Annotated in this window: 25 protein-coding genes and 1 pseudogene; 17 read left to right on the top strand and 9 right to left on the bottom strand. The window is 67.4% G+C overall.

What is annotated here, in order from left to right:
* The first annotated feature begins 73 nt into the window (after nt 1-73).
* The 11 genes and pseudogenes from ACFV4K_RS11305 (at nt 74) to ACFV4K_RS11255 (ending at nt 10,340) form a co-directional block, all read left to right on the top strand.
* On the top strand, nt 74-1,510 hold the full coding sequence (locus ACFV4K_RS11305; protein ID WP_379274013.1) for a GuaB1 family IMP dehydrogenase-related protein: 1,437 nt from the start codon (nt 74-76) through the stop codon (nt 1,508-1,510).
* Between the two features lie 359 nt (nt 1,511-1,869).
* Nucleotides 1,870-3,246: a hemolysin family protein gene (locus tag ACFV4K_RS11300; protein WP_379274011.1), complete on the top strand. Its 1,377-nt coding sequence runs from the start codon at nt 1,870-1,872 to the stop codon at nt 3,244-3,246.
* A complete protein-coding gene (locus ACFV4K_RS11295; protein ID WP_379274009.1) occupies nt 3,239-4,303 on the top strand; it encodes a hemolysin family protein in 1,065 nt (354 codons plus the stop codon). The genes ACFV4K_RS11300 and ACFV4K_RS11295 overlap by 8 nt, the downstream gene beginning before the upstream one ends.
* Nucleotides 4,300-5,199 (top strand): 3-methyladenine DNA glycosylase, encoded by a 900-nt coding sequence (locus ACFV4K_RS11290; protein WP_379274007.1) that lies wholly within the window; start codon nt 4,300-4,302, stop codon nt 5,197-5,199. Before ACFV4K_RS11295 ends, ACFV4K_RS11290 begins: the two co-directional genes overlap by 4 nt.
* Before the next feature lie 522 nt (nt 5,200-5,721).
* Nucleotides 5,722-7,404: a C39 family peptidase gene (locus tag ACFV4K_RS11285; RefSeq protein WP_379274005.1), complete on the top strand. Its 1,683-nt coding sequence runs from the start codon at nt 5,722-5,724 to the stop codon at nt 7,402-7,404.
* Between the two features lie 232 nt (nt 7,405-7,636).
* Nucleotides 7,637-7,945 (top strand): annotated as a pseudogene (locus ACFV4K_RS11280) (acyl-CoA thioesterase domain-containing protein); the annotation flags it as partial.
* A gap of 108 nt (nt 7,946-8,053) precedes the next feature.
* Nucleotides 8,054-8,449, top strand: a complete 396-nt coding sequence (locus tag ACFV4K_RS11275) for a hypothetical protein (RefSeq protein ID WP_379274061.1) — start codon at nt 8,054-8,056, stop codon at nt 8,447-8,449.
* 161 nt (nt 8,450-8,610) lie between these two features.
* Nucleotides 8,611-8,760: a hypothetical protein gene (locus ACFV4K_RS11270; RefSeq protein ID WP_379274004.1), complete on the top strand. Its 150-nt coding sequence runs from the start codon at nt 8,611-8,613 to the stop codon at nt 8,758-8,760.
* The gene (locus tag ACFV4K_RS11265) at nt 8,757-9,269 is read left to right on the top strand and encodes a hypothetical protein (RefSeq protein WP_379274003.1); all 513 of its coding nucleotides are present in this window, start codon (nt 8,757-8,759) and stop codon (nt 9,267-9,269) included. Before ACFV4K_RS11270 ends, ACFV4K_RS11265 begins: the two co-directional genes overlap by 4 nt.
* 74 nt (nt 9,270-9,343) lie before the next feature.
* On the top strand, nt 9,344-9,748 hold the full coding sequence (locus tag ACFV4K_RS11260) for a PaaI family thioesterase (protein WP_379274001.1): 405 nt from the start codon (nt 9,344-9,346) through the stop codon (nt 9,746-9,748).
* 283 nt (nt 9,749-10,031) lie between these two features.
* Nucleotides 10,032-10,340: a hypothetical protein gene (locus tag ACFV4K_RS11255; protein ID WP_379274000.1), complete on the top strand. Its 309-nt coding sequence runs from the start codon at nt 10,032-10,034 to the stop codon at nt 10,338-10,340.
* A 46-nt stretch (nt 10,341-10,386) separates the two neighbouring features.
* On the opposite strand, the gene ACFV4K_RS11250 is transcribed toward ACFV4K_RS11255, so the two are convergent.
* A complete protein-coding gene (locus tag ACFV4K_RS11250) occupies nt 10,387-10,887 on the bottom strand; it encodes a hypothetical protein (protein WP_357085102.1) in 501 nt (166 codons plus the stop codon).
* A 143-nt stretch (nt 10,888-11,030) separates the two neighbouring features.
* Between ACFV4K_RS11250 and ACFV4K_RS11245 the strand changes: the two genes are divergently transcribed.
* Complete coding sequence (locus ACFV4K_RS11245) at nt 11,031-11,573, top strand: DUF6817 domain-containing protein (protein WP_379273998.1); 543 nt, start codon at nt 11,031-11,033, stop codon at nt 11,571-11,573.
* On the opposite strand, the gene ACFV4K_RS11240 is transcribed toward ACFV4K_RS11245, so the two are convergent.
* From ACFV4K_RS11240 to ACFV4K_RS11220, 5 genes are all read right to left on the bottom strand, one after another.
* Complete coding sequence (locus ACFV4K_RS11240; RefSeq protein WP_379273996.1) at nt 11,473-12,057, bottom strand: DUF1353 domain-containing protein; 585 nt, start codon at nt 12,055-12,057, stop codon at nt 11,473-11,475. The genes ACFV4K_RS11245 and ACFV4K_RS11240 overlap by 101 nt on opposite strands.
* Nucleotides 12,058-12,090: 33 nt before the next feature.
* On the bottom strand, nt 12,091-12,813 hold the full coding sequence (locus tag ACFV4K_RS11235) for an alpha/beta fold hydrolase (protein WP_379273994.1): 723 nt from the start codon (nt 12,811-12,813) through the stop codon (nt 12,091-12,093).
* Nucleotides 12,810-13,457, bottom strand: a complete 648-nt coding sequence (locus ACFV4K_RS11230) for a hypothetical protein (protein WP_379273993.1) — start codon at nt 13,455-13,457, stop codon at nt 12,810-12,812. Before ACFV4K_RS11230 ends, ACFV4K_RS11235 begins: the two co-directional genes overlap by 4 nt.
* A 186-nt stretch (nt 13,458-13,643) precedes the next feature.
* Nucleotides 13,644-14,780 carry an NAD(P)/FAD-dependent oxidoreductase gene (locus tag ACFV4K_RS11225; RefSeq protein WP_379273991.1) on the bottom strand — a complete coding sequence of 379 codons (1,137 nt, stop codon included), beginning with the start codon at nt 14,778-14,780 and terminating at the stop codon, nt 13,644-13,646.
* 98 nt (nt 14,781-14,878) lie between these two features.
* Entirely contained in the window at nt 14,879-15,484 is a 606-nt protein-coding gene (locus tag ACFV4K_RS11220; protein ID WP_379273989.1) for a DUF4232 domain-containing protein, read from the bottom strand.
* Between the two features lie 264 nt (nt 15,485-15,748).
* On the opposite strand from ACFV4K_RS11220, the gene ACFV4K_RS11215 reads away from it, so the two are divergent.
* From ACFV4K_RS11215 to ACFV4K_RS11200, 4 genes are all read left to right on the top strand, one after another.
* Nucleotides 15,749-17,326, top strand: coding sequence for an LVIVD repeat-containing protein (locus ACFV4K_RS11215; RefSeq protein ID WP_379273988.1), 1,578 nt, complete (start codon nt 15,749-15,751; stop codon nt 17,324-17,326).
* 83 nt (nt 17,327-17,409) lie between these two features.
* Nucleotides 17,410-17,982 (top strand): DUF305 domain-containing protein, encoded by a 573-nt coding sequence (locus ACFV4K_RS11210; RefSeq protein ID WP_379274058.1) that lies wholly within the window; start codon nt 17,410-17,412, stop codon nt 17,980-17,982.
* A 47-nt stretch (nt 17,983-18,029) separates the two neighbouring features.
* Nucleotides 18,030-19,031: an adenylate/guanylate cyclase domain-containing protein gene (locus ACFV4K_RS11205; RefSeq protein ID WP_379273986.1), complete on the top strand. Its 1,002-nt coding sequence runs from the start codon at nt 18,030-18,032 to the stop codon at nt 19,029-19,031.
* Between the two features lie 234 nt (nt 19,032-19,265).
* Nucleotides 19,266-19,988: a PaaI family thioesterase gene (locus ACFV4K_RS11200; protein WP_379273984.1), complete on the top strand. Its 723-nt coding sequence runs from the start codon at nt 19,266-19,268 to the stop codon at nt 19,986-19,988.
* A gap of 62 nt (nt 19,989-20,050) precedes the next feature.
* Here ACFV4K_RS11200 and ACFV4K_RS11195 read toward each other — a convergent pair whose 3' ends face one another.
* Genes ACFV4K_RS11195 through ACFV4K_RS11185 form a run of 3 tightly spaced genes read right to left on the bottom strand, consistent with a single transcriptional unit; the run spans nt 20,051 to nt 22,727 of the window.
* The gene (locus tag ACFV4K_RS11195; RefSeq protein WP_379273983.1) at nt 20,051-21,340 is read right to left on the bottom strand and encodes an acyl-CoA dehydrogenase family protein; all 1,290 of its coding nucleotides are present in this window, start codon (nt 21,338-21,340) and stop codon (nt 20,051-20,053) included.
* Nucleotides 21,341-21,342: 2 nt separating this feature from the next.
* The gene (locus ACFV4K_RS11190) at nt 21,343-21,984 is read right to left on the bottom strand and encodes a TetR/AcrR family transcriptional regulator (RefSeq protein ID WP_379273981.1); all 642 of its coding nucleotides are present in this window, start codon (nt 21,982-21,984) and stop codon (nt 21,343-21,345) included.
* Nucleotides 21,981-22,727, bottom strand: coding sequence for an SDR family NAD(P)-dependent oxidoreductase (locus ACFV4K_RS11185; RefSeq protein WP_379273980.1), 747 nt, complete (start codon nt 22,725-22,727; stop codon nt 21,981-21,983). Before ACFV4K_RS11185 ends, ACFV4K_RS11190 begins: the two co-directional genes overlap by 4 nt.
* Nucleotides 22,728-22,910: 183 nt before the next feature.
* Between ACFV4K_RS11185 and ACFV4K_RS11180 the strand changes: the two genes are divergently transcribed.
* Nucleotides 22,911-25,103: a malate synthase G gene (locus ACFV4K_RS11180; protein WP_379273978.1), complete on the top strand. Its 2,193-nt coding sequence runs from the start codon at nt 22,911-22,913 to the stop codon at nt 25,101-25,103.
* The last annotated feature ends 24 nt before the right edge of the window (nt 25,104-25,127 follow it).

Raw genomic sequence — 25,127 nt, 5'->3', positions numbered from 1 at the left:
GATTCGCGCGGCAATCGGAATTTCCTTGGCAAGTCGCTGGCGAACGCACAGCATTCAGCTACCATGGTCCAACGTGCAGTTTCTTCCCGGGCAGACCCCGCCCTATGACCTGACCTACGACGACGTCTTCCTCGTCCCCCGCCGGACGGATGTGGCGTCCCGTTTCGATGTCGACTTGTCCACCTCGGACGGGACCGGCACCACCATCCCCCTCGTGGTCGCGAACATGACCGCTGTCGCCGGCCGTCGCATGGCCGAGACCGTGGCCCGCCGCGGCGGGATCGTGGTGCTCCCCCAGGATCTGCCGATCGCCGCGGCGTCCGACACCATCGCCTTCGTCAAGAGCCGCTCGCTCACCGCCGACACCCCCGTCGTGCTGGATCCCGAGCAGTCGGTCTCCGACGCGCTGGCCCTCATCCACAAGCGCGCCCACGGCGCGGTCGTCGTGGTCGAGAACGGCAAGCCGGTCGGCGTCGTCACCGAGGCGGCCTGCGCCGATGTGGACCGCTTCGCCCGTCTGAGCACCGTCGCCAACGCCGACTTCGTCTCGGCCCCCGCCGACGCCTCCCCGCGCGACGTCTTCGGCCTGCTCGAGGCCCGGCACGCGAACCTCGCGGTGCTGGTCAACCCCGACGGCACCCTCGCGGGCGTGATGACCCGCACCGGCACCATCCGCACCGGCATCTACACCCCGGCCACCGACGCCGAAGGCAAGCTGCGCATCGCCGCGGCCGTCGGCATCAACGGCGACGTCCCGGCCAAGGCCAAGGCTCTGGTCGACGCGGGCGCCGACGTGCTGGTCATGGACACCGCGCACGGCCACCAGCAGAAGATGCTGGAGGCGCTGCGCTCGGTCGCCACCCTGGATCTGGGTGTGCCGCTGGTCGCGGGCAACGTGGTCGCCGCCGAGGGCACCCGGGACCTGATCGAGGCGGGCGCGGACATCATCAAGGTCGGTGTCGGCCCCGGCGCCATGTGCACCACCCGCATGATGACCGGCGTCGGCCGCCCGCAGTTCTCGGCCGTCGCCGAATGTGCCTCGGCCGCAGCGGAATTCGGCAAGCACGTGTGGGCCGACGGCGGCGTCCGCCACCCGCGCGACGTGGCCCTGGCGCTGGCCGCCGGCGCCTCGAACGTGATGATCGGCTCCTGGTTCGCGGGCACCTACGAGTCGCCCGGCGACCTGCGCGTCGACCGCGACGGCAACCGCTACAAGGAGTCCTTCGGCATGGCGTCCAAGCGGGCCGTGGCCGCCCGCACCGCCACCGACTCGGCGTTCGACCGGGCCCGCAAGGCGCTGTTCGAGGAGGGCATCTCGTCCTCGCGCATGCGGCTGGATCCCGAGCGTCCCGGTGTCGAGGACCTGATCGACCACATCACCTCCGGCGTGCGCAGCTCCTGCACCTACGCGGGCGCGCACACCATCGGCGAGTTCCACGAGCGCGCCGTGCTGGGCATCCAGTCGGCCGCCGGTTTCGCCGAGGGCCGTCCGCTGCCCTCCGGTTGGTGATCGTCTCCCGCTAGGACTGCACAACCCGAACCCGTCGGGTCCGCTCGGATCCGCCGGGTTTCGCGTGTGCGGACCCCCTTTCCGCGTGTCACCGCCGGGTCGGCACCGGATGATTCCCGACGACCGTCCACTGTGATGCGGCCCCGCTGTGCGGAAACCGGCGAAGCCGCCCGGTAGCATGGCCTGACCGGACCCAGGCACTGGGTATCCGTGGCGTACTCCGCCAGCAACCCCTGCGAAAGGAACCAGTTGTCACCCGCGTCCAAGGGCGCTTCACAGGAGGGCTCCTCTACCGAGCCGGGTGACGAACCCGGCTTCCCCGCAATACCGGCTTCGGAAACGGCCGGGTGGTGCTGACCGTGTCGGTTCTGCTCACGATTCTCAGTCTGTTCGGATTCATCGCTCTGACCGCCGGCACGGCCTTGTTCGTGGCCGCGGAATTCTCGCTCACCGCTCTGGAACGCTCCACCGTGGAGGCCCACGCCCGTGACGGCGACCGCCGGGCCCGGCAGGTGCGCCAGGCGCATCGCACTCTCTCGTTCCAGTTGTCGGGCGCTCAGCTGGGCATCACCATCACCACTCTGATCACCGGTTACATCGCCGAGCCCGTGCTGGCCCGGCTCTTGGAGCCGATGTTGAGCGCGTTCGGGCTGGGCGTCGGGACCGCGAAAGGCATCTCCCTCGCGCTGGCGCTGATCATCGCCACCTCGTTGTCGATGATCTACGGCGAGCTGGTGCCCAAGAACATCGCCATCGCCTCCCCGCTGGAGACCGCGCGCTGGACCGCGGGCCCGATGATCGCCTTCTCCAGCGTCTTCAAGTGGATGATCAATTTCCTGAACGGGGCCGCCAACTGGGCGGTGCGCCGGATGGGGATCGAACCGGCCGAGGAACTCCGGTCGGCGCGCTCACCGCAGGAATTGGGTTCGCTGGTGCGGACTTCCGCACTGCACGGGGCGCTCGATCAGCGCACCGCGCAGGTGGTGGATCGGTCGCTGCAGTTCGGTGACCGCACCGCGGAGGAGTTGATGACGCCGCGCATGACCATCGAAACCCTCGATCAGGACTGCACTCTCGCCGACCTGATCGACGCCGCGCGCGAAACCGGGTACTCGCGGTTCCCGGTCGTGGACGGCGATCTCGACAACACGCTCGGGTTCGTGCACATCAAGCAGACCTTCGTGCATCCGGTCAAGGATCGCCGCCAGATCACCTTGAAGTCCATCGCGCAGCAGGTGCCCGTGGTGCCGGCCAGCCTGGACGGCGACGAGGTGCTCGAGCGGGTGCGCCGCGACGGCATGCAGGTGGCGCTGGTGGTCGACGAGTACGGCGGCACCGCGGGCATCGTCACCATGGAGGACCTGATCGAGGAGATCCTCGGCGACGTGCGCGACGAGCACGACGAGGAGGAACTCGATGTGCGCCGCACGGCCAACGGCTGGAACTGCTCGGGTCTGATGCGCATCGACGAGGTGTCCCGCACCACCGGATACGACCCGCCCGAGGGTGAATACGAAACCTTGGGTGGCCTGGTCCTGACCCGTCTGGGCCGGATCCCCGAAACCGGCGACGAGGTGCTGCTGCCCGAACCCGGCAACAGCCAGCTCGAGCACACCCACACCCGGGGCGGCTGGATCGCCACGGTCGAGCGCATGGACGGGCGGCGCATCGACCGCGTCCTGATCCGGCCGATCGACGCCGAGGCCCTCGCGATCTGGGAGCAGACTCATGGGTGACCTGTACGCCGTCCTGTTGACGTTCCTGCTGCTGTTGGGCAACGCGTTCTTCGTCGGCGCGGAGTTCGCCTTGATCTCCGCGCGCCGCGACCGGCTCGAAGCGCTTGCGGCGCAGGGCAAGCGCAGCGCCCATACCGTCATCGAGGCGGGCCAGAACCTGTCGATGATGCTGGCTGCGGCGCAGCTGGGCATCACCATCTGCTCGATCCTGCTGGGCCGGGTGGGTGAGCCCGCGGTGGCGCATCTGCTGGAGCAGCCGTTCGATCTGCTGGGCGTGCCGGATTCGCTGCTGCATCCGATCTCGTTCGCGCTGGCGTTGACGATCGTGGTGATCCTGCACATCCTGCTCGGCGAGATGATCCCGAAGAACATCGCGCTCGCCGGCCCGGAGCGCATGGCGCTGCTGCTGGTTCCGCTGCACCTGATGTGGCTGCGGCTGGCCAAGCCGTTGATCGCGGTCTACAACTTCGCGGCCAATATCTCGCTGCGGGCGTTGCGGATCGAGCCGAAGGACGAGCTGGATTCGACGGTGTCGTCGGACGAGCTGGCCGAGATGTTCGGTGAATCGCGCTCCGAGGGTCTGCTGGACGAGGAGGAGCATCGTCGCCTCACGCAGGCGCTGGGTTCGAGCGATCGGATCGTCGCCGATGTGATGGTGCCGCTGGCCAAGGCCCGCTCGGTGCCGTTGCGCGGCGACGGGACCACCCTCGGGGACATCGAATCCGCTGTCGCCGAGACCGGTTTCTCGCGTTACCCGGTTCGGGCGGACGACGGTTCGCTGGTCGGCTACCTCCACGTCAAGGATGTGCTCGACCTGACCGCCGACGAGGACGCGGGGCCGGGCACCCCGATCCCGCGCACCGATATCCGTCCGCTGCCCACGGTCAGCATGGGCACCACCTTGTTCGAGGCGCTGGCCCGCCTGCGCCGCACCAACTCCCACCTGGGCCGTGTGGTGGACAGCCGCGGCAATACCGTCGGCATCGTGGCGCTGGAGGATCTGGTGGAGGAGTTCGTGGGCACCGTCCGCGACGCCACCCACCGTCTCGCCGAATGATGAACGCCCGCATCGATTCCTCCGTGCTGTCCGGTCCCGCGTGGCGGGACCGGGCGGCCGCCCACCGCGCCCGCGTCGACGCGCTGCTCGGCCCGTACCTCGACCGGCGCGCGGCGGGCACCAAACACCCGGTGATCGACTTCCTGTTCACCTATTACGGCAACAAGCCCGCGCAGCTGAAGCGCTGGCATCCTGGTTTCGGTGTCGCGCTGACCGATGCCGAGGAGTACACGGGGTCCCGCGGCTACCGCCAGATCTCGGTGGACTCCCCCGACGGTCCGCCCGTGACCGGCTGGACCGCCGACCCCGCTTTCCTCGAAAAGCGCCGCGACACTATCGAATTCGTGGCCTCCCTATTGTCCGCGACCGCGTCGCGCCCGGCCCAGTTGTCCTGCTTCGGCCTCCACGAGTGGGCCATGGTCTACCGCACCGACGATGTCCGCCACCAGCAGGTCCCCCTCCGTCTGGGCTCCTCCGGCACCGACGCCGTCGTCGAATCCATGCAGATCCGCTGCACCCACTTCGACGCCTTCCGCTTCTTCACCCCCGCCGCCGTCCCCCTCAACATCGAACCGCTCACCCGCGACTCCCAGATCGCCCGCGAGCAACCCGGCTGCCTCCACGCCAATATGGACATCTACAAGTGGGGCTTCAAACTGACCCCCTTGATCAGCTCGGACCTGCTGTTCGACGCCTTCGAACTGGCATGCGCCGCCCGCGAGCTCGACATGAAGGCCAGCCCCTACGACCTGCTGGACTACGGTTACGAGCCGATTCGCATCGAAACACCTTCCGGCAGAGCTGAATACGTCCGCGGCCAAGCCGATATCGCGGCCCGCTCGGAACTCTTGCGCACCCGCCTGCTCGACGCCGCCCGACAGCTGCTGAGCAGATAGGCGCGAATGACATCCCGGATTCGATGCGTTTGCAAACAAATGATATTCGTGACCGGTGTGACGGATTAGTCCCGCTTCCGAATGGCGCTGACGTGCACTATTATCAGAAAATCTCGACTGCGCACTGGCCGATTGGCACATTCGACTACAGGTTCGGACGGCTAAGGAATTTGGGGGGCAGGGTTGGATAGGGCACCTGGTCGGCGCATCTGACAGGAATAGTGCCACGTATCCGTCCCAGGTCGGCGGATCGGCCACACTCGTCGTCATCTTCGACAGTTCCTGGTGTCGCTCGCACGTGCCCGTACCCAATTAGAAGACCGACTGGCCTCGTTCACGAACGACGGGGGGATCACGGGGACTCCGAGGTGCTGCCCCACCTCGAAATGCAGCCCAATAAACGGAATATGCGGGCCGTTTATTCAGAATGCTCGTTCGGCGACGCACGCAACCGAATCTTTTCGCGATCACGCGAATTCTCGAAGGGTGCGCATCTGCTTTCGACATAGGAGGGGCATAGCTATGACACGGGATCAAGTCGCCCAAGCGATTATCGCGGAGGGGCAGCGCCGCGGAATCAGTCAGCGCGGCATCGTGATCGCACTGGCGACAGGGCTCGTCGAGTCGAACTTGACGATCTACGCGAATCCCGCGGTGCCGGAGTCCATGCAGCTCGAACACGATGCCGTGGGGACCGACGGCTACTCGGTGGGCGTGTTCCAGCAACAAATCCGGCAGGGCGACAACGGCGAGTACTGGTGGGCTGATTGCGCGACCTGCATGAACCCGACCACGTCGGCGGGGCTGTTCTACGAACGACTCGCGAGGCTGGACTACAACGGTCCGGATTCACCCGGTTCGTATGCCCAAGAAGTGCAGCGGTCGGCGTTCCCCGATCGGTACGACGAACGCATGGCCGACGCCCAGGAGATCTATGACCGGCTGGCTTCGGTAGCGCCGGGTGGGGAACCGACGGAGAAGGAACTCCCCTACGACAGGTCGATCGTCCCGCAGGAGAGGTTCTTCTGGTGCGGTCCGGCCGCGACCCAGGTCGTGTGCAATTCGTGCGGGGTGAATCTCTCCGAGCAATATTTGGCCACCGAGATCGGGACCACCGAGAACGGGACCGATTACGTCGGTTTGATCACTCCGGTGCTGAACAGGATTCTGCCCGCCGCGAAGTATGTCGACACGTACATGCACGACGATCCGCCGACCGGCGCCCAGAAGGATCGGTTGTGGAAGGACATCGTCGGTTCGATCGACGCCGGCTTCGGTGTGATCGCGAATATCGATGCCCCGCCGAACAACTATCCGCAAGGCGTCAAGGGTTCGGTATCGCCCGTCTACGGCGGCGGTGAAGTGTTCCATTACATCGCGTTGATGGGCTATGACAGCGCGTTCCCGCGGGCGGTGTGGGTCGCCGACAGCGGATTCAGCCCGTACGGGTACTGGATCGGCTTCGATCAGCTCGCGACACTGATCCCGCCGAAGGGCTATACCTCGGCTACCGCGGCCCCGATGCCCACCTTGCCGATCGGAGACGTGTGGATCCAACTCTTCGGCGACGGCGGCAACAACACACCCGGAACGGGTTGGCCGCAGCTGGGCGGACGAACCGTCGTCGACGAATTCGCCGCGATCGGCCAGAAGCTGAAGGTCAGCGGCTTCGCGGCTCCCACCGCCGCGGTCAATGTGCCGTTCCCTGCGGGCGTCGACGGTCAGGTCCGCGACGTGTGGATCCAATTCTTCGGCGACGGTGAGGACTTCACACCGGGAACGGGATGGCCGCAGCTCGGTGGCCACACTCTCGTCGACGGTGTCGCCGCCATCGGCCAGAAGCTGAAGATCACCGGTTTCGGCGCACCCACCGGTGCGACCAACGTGCCCTTCCCGACCGGCGCCGGGGGCCAGATCCCCGACGTGTGGATCCAGCTGATGGGTGTGGGCGGCACCGGCTGGCCGCAGCTGGGCGGGCGGACGCTGGTCGACGGCGTCGCCGCCATCGGCCAGAAGCTGGCAATCGACGGCTTCGCGCCTCCGCCCGGCCCACCCCAGGTCTCCTTCCCCTCCCGGATCGCCGACCAGGTCAGGGACCTCGAGATCCAGTTCATGGGCATTACCGGCAATGGATGGGAACAGCTGGGTGGCCACACCCTTGTCGACGGTCTCGCCGAGATCGGAAAGGCGACCAAAACACCCTGACGCGCACGACGTAGCAATGCTCGAGCGAGGTGGCCGTCCGAGGCAGCGGCCGCCCCGCACGAGAGCTGCTATCCGGTGAAACCCACTGTCACTCAGCAGTCATCGCGGGACGTCCTCCGCCCGCGCGCCGCCACCATGCATCGACACGCGCGCGCGACGACCGCCATAGAACTCGTTCTAGCATGGGGCGGGTATCGCCATGATGCGCGAGTGAAACAGGGAGGGGCGCAACATGTCACAGGACTCGGAGTCGCCGGTTGGGTTCTTCGATGCGGCGGGAGAGGCGTTCGTTCCACTCGAAGCGGCTCGTGGTCCCTGGGGGCAGAACACGATCGGCGGGCAGGGTTTGACGGCGTTGGTCGCGCGGGAGTTGGAACGCTGCTGCCCGTTCGAACCAGCCGGGTGCCGTCTCACCATCGATTTCGTCAAGATGACGACCTTCGACTCGATCCATGCCCGGGTCGATCTGGTTCGGTCGAGTACGCGAGTCGCGTTGGTGCACTTGGACCTGAAGCAGTCCGACGATGTCGTGATACGGGCGTCCGGACTGTTCGTTCGGCCTCGGGAGGATGACCGAACAGCAGGTCGAGCCTGGACACCCGGCGTGGAATTCTCTCGCCCAGGCGCGGCGAGCTCCGGCGGGGAGTCGATGTCACCGCTGCTGAGCAGCGCGGATCATCCGAACGATTGGTCGGCCGACTTCTCCGACCACCGGAACAGCGCTCGCAAGAGAATCTGGACGCCGACGATGCTCCCCGCTGTTCGAGGGGAGAAGGCCACACCTTTCATCCGAGTCGCCACGCTCGCGGAGGCCACCAGCTTCGTCACCAACTGGGATGGCGAGAACGTGCCGTTCATCAATGTCGACGTCACCATGAACCTGTTCCGGATGCCGGTATCCGACGGATTGGGTCTGGAATCCAACGGTCAGCATTCAGCCGACGGCATCGCGGTCGGCTCGGCGACGTTGTACGACGAATTCGGCCCTCTCGGAGTCTCTTCGGTCACCGCGGTCGCGAACACCCAACGACAGGTGCGCTTCTAGCGCACCACCGTCGCGGGTGGTCGCGCCGCAGTCCACTCGGTCCCAGCCGCTGACTCAGCCGCAGGCCGGGGAGGTTGGTTGGCCAGGGAGAGGAGGTTGCAGATCCAGTCCTTCTGGACTTTCCATTTGCCGCCTTCGGCGACGAAGGGGACGACGGCCTGTTGGGGAGCGCCGCCGACGGCGGCCCGCACGCCAACATGGGCATCTACAAGTGGGCCTACAAACTCACCCCCTCGATCTCCTCCGACCTCCTGTTCGACGCCTTCGACCTGGCCTGCGCCGCCCGCGAACTCGACATGAAGGCGCCGTGAGCCGGAAGATCGGGCGGCAATCTGTCTCACAGCTACGTGAGAACCCCGACAGTGTCAGGGCCCGCAACCAGGTTGCCGATGCAATCACCCGTGAAGCGGCAACCGACGAGAAGTTCGCTCAGGAACTGAGTGACATCCAGCGAAGGCTCGACAGCCTCGACGGACGGTCATGGATCGCACACATCGACAACTCGACGCACACCGTGTCCCAGACCGTGCACACCGGTTTCGCCGTCGGCAGGGACAACCACCAAACCGTCAACAACAACGTCGACATCCCAGACCCTGATGACCTGTCCAGGGCTCCGCACTGGACGCGAGTACTCATCTGGATCGGCTATATCATCGCCTTCTCCGGCTTTTTCTTCATGATGGCATCGATGAACCACAGCGCCACAAACAGCGACAGACAAACAGGATTCGCGATCTTCGCCATAGGTGGGGTCATGGTCGCGTTCGGCCAACTTGGAGCACAGCCGTCCAGGCCGCGACGGAGAGACCGGCAGTAGCCTCGAGCTTCGATGCGCCCAACGCGGCTATGCCGACTCAGCCCGCGCGGTCCGGGGCGTAAGCTCCCGACGATATGACGAAACCTGTGAATCTCGACGGCGGCTTCGGCGCGCTGATCGGTTTGGATATGGTCGAATTCGATCAGCCCGGCGCACGCAGTGTCTGCCGGATCGCCGTCGCCGACCAGCACCTCAACCCGCACGGCGTGCTGCACGGCGGGGCGATGTATTCGATGGCCGATCAGGGCATGGGCGCGGCCGTGTACTGCGTGCTCGCCGAGGGCGAATCCTGCGCCACCATCGAGATCAAAATCGTCTACCTCGCCGCCGTCCGCGACGGCGTCGTCGAATGCGAATCCCGCGTGATCAACCGAGGCCGACGCGTCATCACCCTGGAATCGGAAATCCGAAACGCAGGCCGCCTGGTCGCCAAGGCCCTGGGCACCTACGCCGTCTTCCCCGCCACAGTGCGCGACTGAGCCCGAGGCTCTTGTCGCGGCGCGTTGCACCCACTGGTAGCAGGTAAAAATCGATGGCATCGGCGAGAGGTGTCTGGCGAGGATAAGGCACTCGGGTCGCCGTCGACAGCGACACCGCTGCCGCGTGTGCCGCCATCGATACGCTGCGCTCTTACTACAGCAGGGCCATGCTGCGGCTGCTCCACGAGATCGGCCGGGGTGACAGCGAAAGGGCTAGCACAGCACAGGCTTCCGAAGTCGACCTGTTGAGCGAGTTCCAGGATGAGCAATCGGCGATCCGTGAGTGGATCGCTCCCGTGGCCGACCTGCTCGGGCCACCCCACCCGGCGACCTCGACGACCGCCTGATCGACCTGGCCCGCACCGACCTCCGCGAGAACATTCGCGCCGAGGCGGTCTCCCGACTCGGCGACCGGATCGAACCGCTACTCTCCCTGCTTTCCGAACCACCTTTGGTGACCTGGGCGGTGCACACCCGGCTTCTCGACGCCTGCCGCGGCGGGCGTCAGCACATGCCCGGCCTCACCCCGGTGCGAGACGTCGACAACCTGCACTTGGCCCGCGCCCTCGCGGATTTCGACGCCCAGGCGTGAGACCGGGGCGGGCCCGGTGCCCGGCCCGGTTGCTCAGCTAGCCGGTTCAGCCGCAGGCCGGGGAGGTTTGGTTGGCGAGGGAGAGGAGGTTGCAGATCCAGTCTTTCTGGACTTTCCATTTGCCGTCTTCGGCGACGAAGGGGACGACGGCTTGTTGGGGAGCGCCACCGCCGATGGCGGCCTGGGCGTCGGCGGTGAGGGTGCCGTTGCCGAGGTCGACGACGTTGGTGACGGTGATGGAGGCGTTGTTCTGCTTGTAGGCCTCGATGATTCGGGTCGGGAGGCTCGGGTCGGCCTGCATGCCCTGCATCAGGTCGAGCTTCTCGGCGTCGGGGACGGCGGGGTCGAGGACCTTCTGCATGGCGGTGTTCAACTCCGTGGCGGACGGGGCGGGCGGGTACGCCTGTCCGGAGGCCGTTTTCGACGTCGAGGACTTGGCGGGCGTGTGGCCCGGGTGCTTCTCACCACTGCCACATGCCGACAGACCGAGCACGGTCACGACAGCCAACGCCACCACGGCGAGACGTCCACTCTGACGGAGCTTCACTACACATCCTTCACACATTCCGAATACTTCTGTCACACAAGATGACCGTGAGAGGCTCCCGGAACAAGTCGAGGGGTCACATTCAGTCCGAACCCTCATGATTGCCGCTGATCATCGCGACCGGCCGCGGGTAGGTTGGAGTGGTGGCGGTCGAGCGGGAACAGGTCGAACTTTTCCTCCGTGATCTCGGCGCGGACCGGATTCCGCACCCCGGGGGCACACTGATGACGCATCTCGCGCGGGTCGCCGACCTGCTGGCGCGGTGGGGCGCGGACGCTGATGTCCAGTACGCGGGGCTCTGTCACGCGATGTACGGCACCGACGGATTCGATCGGTCGCTGCTCGAGGTGTCGGAGCGGGCGACGCTGGCCGCCCTGATCGGTTCGCGGGCAGAGGAACTGGTCTACCTGTACGGCAGTTGTGACCGGTCCGCGGTGTATCCGCGGTTGGGCGCGACGCCCACCGTGTTCACCGACCGGTTCACCGGCCGGGAACACGACGTGGACGACGACGCGCTACACGCGTTCCTGGAGATCACCGCCGCCAACGAGTTCGATGTCATGGCGCACAACACCGAACTCGCGGCTATGCACGGAGCTTCTCTGTATCAGCTGTTCGCGCGAACGGCGGATCATCTGTCTCCGGCGGCCCTGCGAGCGTGGCGAAGCCGGTTCGGGCCACAGTGATCCGAGGCGCTTCCGTCGCGGGTGCCGTGCAGAGCCGGAACAGCAGCAGGAACAGGCAGTCGATGAGGAACGGGACCGCCAGGAATGCCACGGCGGGGACCGCGATCAGAAGGAAGCGCAGCCATTCGCGGACTCCGGCACCCGCCATGCGTCCGCCGAAACGCACGGCGGCCCACATCATCCAGCGTTGAGGCGTGGAGACGCCGCATTCGCGGAGCATACGCCGGAAGATGCCGTCGGCGTCGGAGCGGCCGACGGGAGCGACCTCGCACAGGTAGTCGTGCAGGATCGCCGCGCGGGTGTAGGCGCCGTAGCGGGGGATCAGCCAGATCAGTGACCTGGGGACAGAGGCGAAGTCGGTGATGAAACCGACCGGCACGCTGAAGGTGTCGGCGGCCGCGCGGTAGGTCAGCGGTGCATGCAACCGCCACCGGACCGCGTCGACCTCCTCGACGACCACGGCTTGTTCACCGAGGAACGGCATCGAATCCTCCTCGCCACGATGCGGTGCGGTCGGTCATCGCGGCAGCTCCTGGTTCAGAGCGGCGGCGAGCGCCTTGCAGTGGCCCTCGGCGAGGTAGGCGGTGGTGTGCCGGCCGTCGGTGAGGTAGCCCTTCATCCAGGCCAGCGCCCCGCCCCAGTCCTGCCATCGATCGACGTTCCACCACGGCTGCATGCTGCGGTTCGTCGCGGTGTCGATCATGTGCTGCGCCCAGCGCGTGGCGGTTTCGGGGGAACTCAGCGAATAGAACTCGGTCATATCGGCCAAGCTGCGCAAGGGGTTTCCCGCCGGGAGCGACGTGATCGGGTCGCCGGCGGCGGCGACCCACCAGGTCGGCAGGCCGGTGTCCCGTTCGCCGGAGATCCCCCAGCCGCCCGGGTCGATACCGACGCACCGACCGCGCGGACGGGACGGGTCGGCGATCAACGCCACACCGCGCACATCCAGTTCGGGATGCTCTCCGGCCGAAATCTCGGCCGCGACATCGCCCGCGATTTGCGCGCCCTGCGAATACCCGCCCAGGACAACAGGATTCGGGCTCGCACCGATCGCGCCGAGCAGCGCCTCACGCCCCGCGGCGCGACTGTCCGCGTAGGTGCCGGGGCTGCCGTACTCGGCGGGATAGTCGACGATGCGGGTGGTGAATTCCGCGGGGTCCAGGTCGCGCAGGAACTCCTCGCTGATGTTGTCACCGCCGTGCGGGCAGAATGTGCCGGGCACCATGAGAACGTCGATCATGACCGCACTCCGGTTCGCGCGGTGACGATTCCGCAGGCGGCCGCCAATTCGTCGGGCGACAAACCGTCGGCGCTGTTCATGTCACAAGGCCCGAACGGGTCGCAGCCCTCGGGCAGTCCGCCACCCCACCCCTGTCCGTCGGTGTATTGATGCGCGACCTGTCCCGGCAGTTGCGGATCGTTGCCGTAGCCCGCCGCCACCACACGCAGCCCCTCGGGCCGGGTGGGCCACATCGACGCGAAGTCGGAGGCATTGGCGTACCCGATGACCCGGCGCGGATCACCGAGCCAGTCGGCGGCCGCCCAATAGGCGCGATTGATCCCGTCGGATTGGTCGCCGGACGGATTGCCGCCCTGTTCGACATCGAGCATCACGATCATCCGCGGATGCGGTCCCCCCGCCTCGGCGACCATGTCGATGCAGGTCCGCACCGTCTCCTGCCAATTCGGACGCCAGTAGAAATAGACGATGAAGCACGCCAGTCGCCCGGAATCGGCTGCGGCGGTGGCCCACCGATAGTTGCGCGCGAAGTGGTCGTCGCGGAATGTGCCGTCATTGCTGCGAAAAGACAGGACTTCGTACGGATAGTCGTCGTTGACGGGCGCCTGAAAAGTGGACACGTCAGCGAACAAGGTGTCGGTCATGAAGTTCTCCCCCAGTACAGATCGGCGGTCTCTCCCACCGCCGATCTCGAAGGTAGAACCTGATACCCCCGATCCACCACGCATTTATTCCGAACCATCGAAAAAGACGCGGTCACACCACTTTTCCGAGTTTCCGGACCGGACGAATCCGGCGGGGACCATGTCCGCCGCACCGGTCCCGCGGAGTCAGGAACCGAACCAGCGCCGCCGCCGAGCGGCCGCGAATTCGGCTTTCTCCTCAGCGAATTCGGCGGATGGCCCGAGGAATGGGGCGATGGGTGCTGGGCCGGAGAGGAAGTCCGCCTCGACTTTCCCGACGAGGCCCCCGCCGAACTCGATGTGGCATGTACCCCGTCCCAGATACCTGCCGTCGCGGGGACTGTCGTGCAGGCGGGCGATGATGTCGGCCGCGACGGTTCGGGCCGCTGTCTCGGCGAATGCGCCCGCGCGGGGCACGGGTGCATCGGCGCAGTCGCCCAGTGCGTACACCCCGGGGTAGGGGGTGGCCAGGGTGGCCGCGTCGACATGGATCCAGCCGTCCACTCCCCCGGCCGTCAGTCCGGAAACCTGAACGACCTCCGGAACCCGGTGCCGGGGAATGCCGATGAACAGGTCGTAGGGCAGATCTCCGGCCCGCGTCGACGCGGTGTGCATCGCCGGGTCCAGGGCACGCACCCGCGTTCCGGGCGCGTACTCGATGCCACGGTCGGCGAGTGCGCCGAGGATCGCGGTATCGGAGCTCGGCGACACCGGAATGGGTGAGTCCATCGGGGTGATCAGTCGCATGCGGGTCGCCTCGCGCAGGTCGCGTCGCACGAGCTCCTCGTGGAGCAGCAGCGCGCCTTCGTACGGCGCCGGCGGGCACTTGAACGGGACGCTCAGGATCGACATCAGGATGGTGCCGCCGGTGAAGGCGTCGAGGCGTCGCCGCAGCCGGTGGACGCCCGCGAGCGAGTAGTACTCGTGACCGTCGTCGACGAATCCGGGGGTGGCGGCGCAGTCGTACTCCGCACCCAGCGCGACGACGAGCGTGTCCGGCGCGTACCCGCCTCGATCGGTGGTGACCGTGCGGCGGACGGGGTCGATGGCGGTGACCGTTTCGCGCCGGAACTCCACGGCCGGGAGGTCGATGGTGTCGTAGGGAATCCGGACCTCGTCGACGGTGCGCCCCCGGAACAGCACGTCCAGCTTGGCGAAGCCGAAGACGAATCCTTCGGAGCAATCCAGCACGGTCACCCGGACCTCGTCCGGTACGGACCCGGACAGACCCGCAGCGAGCTCGAGCCCACCGAACCCCGCACCGAGGATCAGAACGGTGTGCATCGTTCGAGTATGCGCCCGATCGCGTCCACCGTGTGCTCAGAATTTGCGGTACATGATGGCCGTCCAGTGACCACCGACGATGACGCAGCCCCGCACGGTTAGGCCGTGACCGGGTGGATCTTCACGTTGCAGGTGTCGAGCGCCTCGTCCACCACTCGGGTGTCGGTCGAGTTGGGCGGGGTTACTTGGGTTTTGACGACCTTGGGTTCGGGTTTGCCGTAGACACCACAGGCCACCGATTCGGCGATGGCCTTGGCGGGGTGACCGGACTTGACGACCACGGTGGGTTCGGGGTCGCCGGTGGGTTGCGGGCTCATGTAGCCGGAGGTGGTGCGCTCGGCGTGGACGACCTCACCGGTGGAGGTGGTGAGGTCGAGCCCGGGATAGCCCTTCAGGGTGCAGGCCTGCGCGGGATCGGCGATGGAGAAGGTGAGGGTGATGCCGTGGTGACTCATGGCCGCGCCCAGGCCGGTGGCGGTGACGTCGACCTGGCCGGGGGCGCAGGCGGCGATCGGGGTGTCGGCGGGCGCGGGGTTCCCGGTGGGGGCGGCGCCTGGGTTTCCGGTACTCGGGCTACCAGCGCTGGGTGAGACGGCTGGGATCGCCGAGCTCGGCGTCGCGGTCGGGGCGGCCCCATCAGTGCAGCCGGTGACGCCCGCGATCACCGCGCAGGCCAAGAGCATCGTGAATCCCGTAGAGCGCATCGCCCACCTCTGTCGTCGAATCATCGCAGCCTTTCGAGATCGACTGGGCGACCGGCTGTGTTAACCACTGCGGCAACGGGTTTCGGATGCGCGCAGCGGCCCCGAGCGTCGACTGGCAGCGACTGTCACAGACAATTTTCGCTCCAGATCTACCGAGCGGTCAGTTTATGAGTTAGCGTTCGAGATGTAACCGTGACCACATCGCACAGGAACTGTGCCTCTGGTCACTGTCGGTCGAGCACGCAAGAAGACGGGGGTACCGCGATGGGGCGGTTCACGAGTATCCGGCGGTCCAAGCCCGCCGTGGTGCTGGCGGTGACGCTGATGGGGGCGGCCGTGCTGCCCATGCACGGGGCGTCGGCGGATCTGCAGTCCGATATCGCCAATCAGGTGCAGCAGTTCCTCGATGTCGGACGGACGTCGGTGCCGCGCGCCGACTGCGGACCGGACTCGCTGCCGGAAACCGGTATGCAGGGCGATGTTCCGGCCGACGACCGCAACAGCGGGCGCAGCACGCTGGGGTATCGGTGCAATATGTCGTTCGTCGGCGGGTACGTCGGCAAGGGCGCGGGCATCACCTCGACCACCTACGACCACTGCTCCTACACGGGGTCGCTGTTCCCGGGCAATATCCTCGGGCCCGCCCAGGGTGTGCAGGTGCTGGACGTGTCGGATCCGGCGAATCCGGTGGAGACCGGCAGCCTCACCGAGCCCGCCATGCTCGCGGGCACCTGGGAGTCGCTCAAGGTCAATGCCGAACGGAAACTGCTGGTGGGCACCGGCGTTCCGGTCGGCATCGGCGCGGGATTCCTGTCGGTGTACGACATCTCCGACTGCGCGCACCCGCGACTGCTGAACCCCGGCCCGGGCACGAATCTGATGATGCCGCTGCCGATCACGACCCACGAGGGCGGCTTCTCCCCCGACGGGCGCACCTATTGGGCCTCGGGCATCGCCCCCGGCTTCGTCAGCGCCGTCGACCTGACCGATCCGACCAACCCGCACGTGATCTGGCAGGGCCTCACCGGCATCGAGGCGCACGGGTTCGGCATCAGCCCGGACGGCAACCGCATGTACCTGTCCGCCCTGGGCGGCTTCACCGTCCTCGACATCAGCGCCGTGCAACGCCGCGACCCGAATCCGCAGGTCCCGCACCTGGGCCGGGTGTTCTGGACCGACGGCTGGGCGACCCAGCACAGCATCCCGGTCACCTACGGCGGCAAGCCCTACCTGTTCACCGTCGACGAGGGCGGCGCGGGCGGGGTGAAGCTCATCGACGTCTCGGACGACACCAATCCGTCGGTGGCGGCCAAGTTGAAGCTGGAGATCAACCTGCCGGAGAACCAGGATTCGGCGATGGCCTCGGCCATGGGCGGCTCGGTGTTCTCGTATGACGCCCACTACTGCGCCGCCGACCGCCCCAACGACCCGACCGCCCTGGCCTGCGCCTGGGAGGAATCCGGCATCCGGGTGTTCGATGTGCGGGATCCGTTCCACGTCAAGGAGATCGCCTACTTCAACCCGCCCGCACGCAAGGGCCGCAACCTGGAGTTGTGGAACTCGCCGCACGCGCTGGCCTCGATCATCGGCGTGCCGGGCATGGAGTTCCCGTCGGCGGCGCGGGCCATGCTGGAGGGCAAGTTCGATCCGAACCAGGCGCTGTCCTCGCGGACCGGCATGCTGGCCTTCGGCGACCTGTCCACCGACTGGTGCTTCTCGCCGCCGGAGTGGCACGGCAGCCAGTTGTGGGCCACCTGCAACGACAACGGCTTCATGGTGCTGCAGCTCGCCGACGACGTGTACGCCCCGCCCGCCGACCAGCATTCCGTGGTGGGGTCGTGACGGAAAGTCCCGCACCACTGCGTGATCGAGCACGGCGGTCGCTCGCGATCGCCGTGCTCGCCCTCGCCCTGCTCGCCGCCGGAATGCTGCTGCGGCCGCTGCTGATTCCCGAGAGCCATTCCGCCACACCGGTTCTCAGCCCGGTCGAGATCGGTTTCAGCCAGGACATGTGCACGCACCACGAGCAGGCCCTGATCATGGTCCAGCGCCTGGATTCCGGGGTGGATCCGACGGTGCGTCAGCTGGCCCAGCAGATCGCCGATGCCCAGCGTCTGGAGATCGGCACCCTGCTCGGCTGGCTGCGCCTGGCCAATGCCGCACCGCAGTCCTCGCATCCGATGGCATGGATGACCACGGATTCGGCGGCGGCGCACGATCATTCGGCGATGGCGGACGGCACGTCCATGCCCGGCATGGCCACCCAGGCCGAGCTCGACGCCCTCGCCACCGCCCGCGGCAAGGACGCCGAGGTGCTGTTCCTGCAGCTCATGCTGCGTCATCACCGCGGCGGCGTGGCCATGGCAAAGGCGGCCGATCAGCTGGTCGCGTCGGGTCCGGTGAAGGAGTCCGCGCGCGGCATGATCGCCTCACAGTCGCAGGAAGCGGGCCTGATGACGATCATGCTCGCGCAGCGCAATGCCCAACCGCTGTCGTGAGATTCCCGACCGCCCCTCGCGACCGTGTCGTGTGCTGTACTGACCGCATGATCGAATCGGGTGGGTCGACCGAGATCGTCGACGCGGTGGTCGAGCGGTCGCTATTGGGCGGGCCGCGCCGGTACACCCGCACCCAGGTCGCCGAACTGTCCGGGGTGCCCGTCGAGCAGGCCCGGAAATTGTGGGTGGCCCTGGGTTTCCCGGCCGCCGCCAGTGACGACGAGGTGGCGTTCACCGACAACGACGTCGCCGCGGTCCGCGCCTTCGCGGCCCTGAGCGCGGCATCGCTGACCAATGAGCAGAGCCAGGTCGCGGCCGCCCGCACCATGGGCCAGGCTATGGCGCGCCTGGCCGAGTGGCAGGCCGATCTGATCACCCGCGAGGTCGGCGGCAGGCTCGCCGCCGGCAATGGCGCGACACCCGAGGCGAGCCGGGAAGCCACCGCGCACGCCATCGCGGTGCTGGCCGAACTGCACGACTACGCCTGGCAGCGACACCTGGCCGCAGCGCTGAGCCGAGCCCACGAATCCGGTACCGCCACAAGGCCGTTGCTGGTCGGGTTCGCGGACATGGTCGGCTACACCCGGCTGTCGCGTCACCTCGACCCGGACGAACTCACCGAACTGCTCGACGCCTTCGAGACCACCACCACCGAGGTGATCACCGCCCACGGCGGCTGGGTCATCAAGAACGTCGGCGACGAGGTCATGTTCGCCGCCGAGCACCCCCGCGCCGGCGCGCGCATCGGCCTGGACATGCATCAGGCGATCGCCCGTGCGGCCCAGACGATCTCGGAGATGCCGCAGATCCGCGTCGGCCTGGCGTACGGCCCGGTCCTGACCCGCTTCGGCGACCTCTACGGCACCGTCGTCAATGTCGCCGCCCGCCTCACCGGCGTGGCCCGCCCCGGCACGGTCCTCGCCGACGACGGCGCGGCCGCACAACTCGACGCCGACCCCGACCTGACCCTGCGCCACCTGCGCAGCGTCCGCGTGAAAGGCATCTCCCGCCTGCGTTCCCACGTCGTCCGCGAGCGCAAGCGCCGCTAGTCCCCGAGCGACCACCGTCGGAGCCGAGCCGAACCTCGCAACGGCGCCGGCGTGGCAGTGCAACCCAGGACAGCGGCGCGCGCGGGACCAGCGGCAGATGCCGAATCCCGTCATCGGCCATGCCTCCGCGTCAACTCGCCGGGTGTGAAATCTCACGGGAGTGCGTGATAGCGGCCTGGGTATCGTCAGTCGTGATCGATCGGCCATGGCGGCCGGAAAGGTGGGGCTTCGACGATGACTCACGCGCAAGCGCTGACCCTTCCCGCGCACATCCACGGCTACCCGCAGATCGTGTTCGGCGGCTACCTCGCGGGCCTGCTGGCCGAGCGGTCCGGCGCGGACACCGTGCGCGTCGACTTCCGGCGGGCTGTCTCCGTCGGCACTCCGATCCTGTTGTCACGCCCTGAACCCGGCCACGCCGCCTGCACCGCCACCGACGACACCCTGCTGGTCGAGGCCGCGCCCACCACGCTCACCCTCGACCTGCGGCCCGCACCGTCGTGGACGGCGGCGAAATCGGCTGTCGAGCTCAGCTTGTCGGGTGATCGGACGGTCACCGACTGTTACGGCTGCGGGCTGGCCTGTGCGCCCGGCCTGGGTCTGCGCCTGTTCCCGTCGGAGTTGCCCGGGCAGCCGGAGATGGCCGCCGCCTGGACCCCCGACGCGCGGCTGGCCGACGAGTCCGGCGAGCTCCCGCCCGAGGTGGTCTGGTCGGCGCTCGACTGTCCCGGCGGGCGTGCCGCCTTCGCCTTCTCCCACATGGGTAGCGGCGCGTTCACCGCCGCCATCAGCGCGACCCAGCTGCGACCGATGTACGCCGGGGACGACTACATCTCCCATGCCTGGGTGGTGGGGCGCGAAGGCCGCAAACACACTGTCGGAGTGACGCTCTCGACCGCGGGCGGCGACCTGTGCGCCGTCTCCGAAGCGCTCTGGATCGAACCGCGCCCGGACTGATCGCTCCCCCCTCGACGGAGGCAGCGACCGGGGCGGGCAAAGTCGCCCGCCCCGGCACCGGATCAGAGGTTGCCGACGGTGTGTTCGAGCCGTTCGGCGACCAGCTGACGCGCCTGCTCGCGCAGGATGGGCCGATATCCGCTGGGGTACACCGGATCCGCGGGCGCATACCCCTTCAGCACCTCCTTGGCCAGGGTGATCTTGTGGACCTCGGTCGGCCCGTCCGCGATGGCCATGATCTGCGCGTAGGTCATCATGTCGGTGAACGGCAGGTCGGTGCTGACGCCGATCGCGCCGTGCAGGTGCATGGCCCGCTGGGCGATGTCGTGCATGACCTTCGGCATGGCGACCTTGATGGCGGCGATGTCGTGGCGCACCTTGCGGTAGTCCTGCTCCTGGTCGATGCGCCACGCGGTGCGCAGCACCAGCAGCCGGAACTGCTCCATCTCGATCCAGGATTCGGCGATCTTCTCCTGCGTCATCTGCTTGCCGCCGAGATTGCCCTTGCCCATCGGGCGGGACACGGCGCGCTCGCACATCATGTCGAAGGCCTTGCGCACCAACGCGACCGTACGCATGGCGTGGTGGACCCGGCCGCCGCCGAGACGTGTCTGGGCCACGATGAATCCGAGCCCCTCCGCGCCCAGCAGCGAGTCCGCGGGGATACGGACATCGGTGAACCGCAGGTGCCCTTCGTGTTCGCTGAAACCGGGCACCGTGAAGTTCTTCACGATCTCCAGGCCAGGGGTGTCGGCGGGCACGATGAACATCGACAGCCGCTGATGCGGCGGCGCGTCCGGGTCGGTCACCGCCATGACGATGTGGAAGGTGACGAATTCGGCGGCGGAGTTGAACCACTTCTCGCCGTTGATGACCCACTCGTCGCCCTCACGCACGGCCAGGGTCTGGAACGCCGTCGGATCCGACCCGCCGGTCGGCTCGGTCATGACGTAGCAGGACCCGATCTCGCCGTCGAGCAACGGCCGCAGGTACTTCGCCTTCTGCTCGGGCGTGCCGAAGTGCGCGAGGATCTCGGCGTTCCCGGAGTCCGGCGCCTGACAGCCGAACACCAGCGGCGCCCACTGCGAGGTCCCGAGCACCTCGTTGAGCAGCGCCAGCTTCAACTGCCCGTAGCCAGGGCCGCCGAGTTCGGGCCCCAGGTGGCAGGCCCACAGCTGCTGTTCCCTCACCTTCTCCTGCAGCGGCTTCATGAGCGCCCGGATCTCCGGGTCGGTGCGGTCGTACGGGTTCGGGTAGATCAGGTCGAGGGGTTCCACCTCGGTCCGGACGAACTCCGCGACCCAGTCCAGTTTCTTCTGATACTCCGGATCGGTGCCGAAATCCCAAGCCATGGTCAGCCTTTCGTGGTCTTGCGCGGTTGGATGAGTCCGTCCAGGACGGTGGTGCAGAGAATGCCGGCGATCTCGTCGGGCGTGTGCTGCCCGCCGGGCCGGTACCAGAAGGTCACCGAATTGAGCATGCCGAGCACGCCATTGGTGACCACGTGGTCGGCGGTGCGCAGCACACCCACCGCGGTGCCCGCGTCGATGACCTGCTGCCACAGGTGCTGGATGCGGTCGCGCAGGACCTGGAGTTCGCGCGCCCGGTCACCGTTGAGCGCGGACACGTCGCGCAGCTGGATGGCGACGGCGGCGCGGTTCGCGATGATCATGACCACGTGCGAGTGGATCAGTCTGCGCAGCTTGGTGACCGGATGGTCGGGGCCGTGCGCGATCTGCTCGGCCTCGCCCAGCATGAGCCGGGTGTAGTCGCCGAGGATCTGCCACAGCAGCTCCTCCTTGGACCCGATGTGGTAGTACAGCGCCCCGCGCTGCACCCCGGCCCGATCCCCGATCTCGGCGACGCCGGTGCCGTGGAAACCCTTCTCCGCGAACAACTCCAGCGCGGCGGCCACGATCCGCTCCCGGGTCTCGCCCGGCCCGGACGCGGAGGCGGGCGGGCGGCCGCGGCGGCGGGCCGGGACGGCGGCGGTCATCGGAATCCACCGTCCAGGGCCAGGGTCGCGCCGGTGCAGTAGGCGGAGGCGTCGGAGGCGAAGAACAGCGCCGCCCCGACGATGTCGGCGGGGACGCCGAGGCGGCCGAGCGCGGTGTGCCGCGCTAGTTCGGTGCGCATCTGCGCGGGCCACGCCTTGGCGATATCGGTGTCGAAGGGCCCGCAGCGAATCGTGTTGACCCGCACTGCCGGTCCGTAGGTCTGGGCGAAACCCCCGGTCAGCGTCTCGAGCCCGGCCTTCGCGGCGGCGTAGGGCACCGCGAGCGGTTCGGGGTGGGCGGCTTCGATCGAAGATATATTTACGATCGAGCCCCCGCCCGCCGCCGCCATGCGCGCGCCGATGAGCGCCGAAAGCCGGAACGGCCCCTTGAGATTGGTGGCGATCACCTTGTCGAACATGGCCTCGGAAACCTGGTCCAAGCTGGGGTAGAGCAGCGACATCCCGGCGTTGTTCACCAAGACGTCGACACGCCCGAACTCCGCATGGGCCGCGTCAGCGAGCTTCTCGCACTGCCCCCAATCGCCCACATTGCAGGCCACGGCCAGGGCGCGCCGCCCTGTGGCGTCGCGCACTTCCCGCGCCAGTTCCTCACACGCGTCGAGCTTGCGGCTGGCGATCACGACATCGGATCCGGCGGCCGCGAACGCGCGGACCATCTCCCGACCGAGTCCGCGGCTGCCGCCCGTTACCACAGAGACCTTGCCCGACAAGGCTTTTCCCATGAATCGCACCTTCACGTCGCGCCCCCGGAAAATGTTCCACTCAGTACATTAAATGTACCGATCGATACAAACAACCCCCCATCGTCCGAGGCCGCCACGCCGAGGCCGGGGAATAACGCCCCGTACCGGCGAGTAATATGACGGGCGTACTTTTTCACCCGGCTTCTCGAAATGAGGCAGTAGATGACAGAGCGGATTCAGGTCGGCGGGCTGCAGGTTGCCAAGGTGCTCCACGATTTCGTGGAGAACGAGGCCCTCCCCGGCACCGGAGTTGATTCCGCCGCGTTCTGGTCGGGTGCCGAGGCCGTCATCAATGACCTCGCCCCCCGCAACCGCGCACTGCTGGCGGAACGCGACGACATCCAAGCCAAGATCGACGAGTGGCACCGCGCGAACCCGGGCGCAGGCTACGACAAGGCTGCCTACAAGCAGTTCCTCACCGAGATCGGCTATCTCCGTCCCGAACCGGCCGACTTCCAGATCGGTACCGAGAACGTGGACGCCGAAATCGCCACCCAGGCAGGACCGCAGCTGGTCGTGCCGGTGATGAACGCCCGCTTCGCCATCAATGCCGCGAACGCGCGCTGGGGCTCGCTCTACGACGCCCTGTACGGCACCGACGCCATCTCCGAGGCCAACGGCGCGGAGAAGGGCTCGGGCTACAACAAGGTCCGCGGTGACAAGGTCATCGAGTGGGCCCGCAACTTCCTCGACGACGCGGTGCCGCTGATCACCGGCTCGCACGTCGGCTCCACCAAGTACTCGATCGAGGACGGCGAGCTCGTGGTCGGCCTCGAGGACGGCACCGAGATCGGCCTGGCCGACAACGATGCCCTCGTCGGCTACCTGGGCGACCCGGCCAACCCGACTTCGGTGCTGCTGAAGCACAACGGGCTGCACATCGAGATCCAGATCGACCCGTCCTCCCCCATCGGCTCCACCGACACCGCCGGTGTCAAGGACCTGGTGCTGGAGTCCGCGGTCACCACGATCATGGACTTCGAGGACTCGGTCGCGGCCGTGGACGCCGAGGACAAGGTCCTCTGCTACCACAACTGGCTGGGCCTGATGAAGGGCGACCTGGCCGAGACGGTCACCAAGGTCGGCAAGACCTTCACCCGCACCATGAACCCGGACCGCGTCTACACCGCGATCGACGGCGGCGAGCTCGTGCTGCACGGCCGTTCGCTGCTGTTCGTGCGCAACGTGGGTCACCTGATGACCTCCGACGCCATCATCGACGCCGCGGGCAACGAGATCCCCGAGGGCATCATGGACGGCCTGATCACCGTCCTGATCGCCAAGCACGCGCTGAACGCCGCGAATGACGCGACCGCGCTGCGCAACACCCGCACCGGCTCGATCTACATCGTGAAGCCGAAGATGCACGGCCCGGACGAGGTGGCCTTCACCAACGAGCTGTTCGGCCGCATCGAAGAGGTCGTGGGCCTGCCGGTCAACACCCTCAAGGTCGGCATCATGGACGAGGAGCGCCGCACCACGGTGAACCTGAAGGCGTCCATCTTCGCCGCCAAGGACCGCGTGGTGTTCATCAACACCGGCTTCCTGGACCGCACCGGCGACGAGATCCACACCTCCATGGAGGCCGGGCCGATGGTCCGCAAGGCCGAGATGAAGGGCCAGCAGTGGATCAAGTCCTACGAGGACTGGAACGTCGACACCGGTCTGGCCACCGGACTGCCCGGCAAGGCGCAGATCGGTAAGGGCATGTGGGCCATGCCGGATCTGATGGCCGAGATGCTCGTCCAGAAGATCGGCCACCCGAAGTCCGGCGCCAACACCGCCTGGGTGCCCTCGCCCACCGCCGCCACCCTGCACGCCACCCACTACCACCTGGTGGACGTGTTCAAGCGGCAGGCCGAGATCGCCAAGGGCGGCCCGCGCGCCACCGTCGACGAGATCCTCGAGATCCCGCTCGCCCCGAACACCGACTGGTCCGCCGAGGAGATCCAGCAGGAGCTGGACAACAACTCGCAGGGCATCCTCGGCTACGTGGTGCGCTGGATCGACCAGGGCGTCGGCTGCTCGAAGGTGCCCGACATCAAGGACATCGGCCTCATGGAGGACCGCGCCACGCTGCGCATCTCCAGCCAGCTGATGGCCAACTGGCTGCGCCACGGCATCGTCACCGAGAAGGACGTCATCGCCTCGCTCGAGCGCATGGCTCCGGTCGTCGACCGCCAGAACGCCGGCGACTCGTCGTATTTCGCCATGGCTCCGGACTTCAACGCCTCCATCGCCTTCCAGGCGGCGAAGGAACTGGTCCTCGAGGGCACCACCCAGCCCAACGGCTACACCGAGCCGATCCTGCACCGCCGCCGCCGTGAGGCCAAGGCGTTCAACAAGAGCGTGTAGGAATCAGCCGCTTCGGCGCATGAC

Source organism: Nocardia sp. NPDC059764 (assembly GCF_042732555.1).
Classification (GTDB): domain Bacteria; phylum Actinomycetota; class Actinomycetes; order Mycobacteriales; family Mycobacteriaceae; genus Nocardia.
Note: the sequence above shows the minus strand (reverse complement) of the source record. Positions and strands in the feature narration are given on the sequence as shown.

Coding starts and splice junctions, on each gene's coding strand:
- ACFV4K_RS11290 (WP_379274007.1), top strand. CDS start 4,300: ATGATGAACGCCCGCATCGATTCCTCCGTGCTGTCCGGTCCCGCGTGG.
- ACFV4K_RS11195 (WP_379273983.1), bottom strand. CDS start 21,340: ATGGCTTGGGATTTCGGCACCGATCCGGAGTATCAGAAGAAACTGGAC.
- ACFV4K_RS11225 (WP_379273991.1), bottom strand. CDS start 14,780: ATGCACACCGTTCTGATCCTCGGTGCGGGGTTCGGTGGGCTCGAGCTC.
- ACFV4K_RS11220 (WP_379273989.1), bottom strand. CDS start 15,484: ATGCGCTCTACGGGATTCACGATGCTCTTGGCCTGCGCGGTGATCGCG.
- ACFV4K_RS11295 (WP_379274009.1), top strand. CDS start 3,239: ATGGGTGACCTGTACGCCGTCCTGTTGACGTTCCTGCTGCTGTTGGGC.
- ACFV4K_RS11190 (WP_379273981.1), bottom strand. CDS start 21,984: ATGACCGCCGCCGTCCCGGCCCGCCGCCGCGGCCGCCCGCCCGCCTCC.
- ACFV4K_RS11185 (WP_379273980.1), bottom strand. CDS start 22,727: ATGGGAAAAGCCTTGTCGGGCAAGGTCTCTGTGGTAACGGGCGGCAGC.
- ACFV4K_RS11235 (WP_379273994.1), bottom strand. CDS start 12,813: ATGATCGACGTTCTCATGGTGCCCGGCACATTCTGCCCGCACGGCGGT.
- ACFV4K_RS11240 (WP_379273996.1), bottom strand. CDS start 12,057: ATGCCGTTCCTCGGTGAACAAGCCGTGGTCGTCGAGGAGGTCGACGCG.
- ACFV4K_RS11260 (WP_379274001.1), top strand. CDS start 9,344: ATGACGAAACCTGTGAATCTCGACGGCGGCTTCGGCGCGCTGATCGGT.
- ACFV4K_RS11205 (WP_379273986.1), top strand. CDS start 18,030: ATGATCGAATCGGGTGGGTCGACCGAGATCGTCGACGCGGTGGTCGAG.
- ACFV4K_RS11200 (WP_379273984.1), top strand. CDS start 19,266: ATGACTCACGCGCAAGCGCTGACCCTTCCCGCGCACATCCACGGCTAC.
- ACFV4K_RS11285 (WP_379274005.1), top strand. CDS start 5,722: ATGACACGGGATCAAGTCGCCCAAGCGATTATCGCGGAGGGGCAGCGC.
- ACFV4K_RS11230 (WP_379273993.1), bottom strand. CDS start 13,457: ATGACCGACACCTTGTTCGCTGACGTGTCCACTTTTCAGGCGCCCGTC.
- ACFV4K_RS11275 (WP_379274061.1), top strand. CDS start 8,054: ATGTCACCGCTGCTGAGCAGCGCGGATCATCCGAACGATTGGTCGGCC.
- ACFV4K_RS11215 (WP_379273988.1), top strand. CDS start 15,749: ATGGGGCGGTTCACGAGTATCCGGCGGTCCAAGCCCGCCGTGGTGCTG.
- ACFV4K_RS11210 (WP_379274058.1), top strand. CDS start 17,410: ATGCTGCTGCGGCCGCTGCTGATTCCCGAGAGCCATTCCGCCACACCG.
- ACFV4K_RS11180 (WP_379273978.1), top strand. CDS start 22,911: ATGACAGAGCGGATTCAGGTCGGCGGGCTGCAGGTTGCCAAGGTGCTC.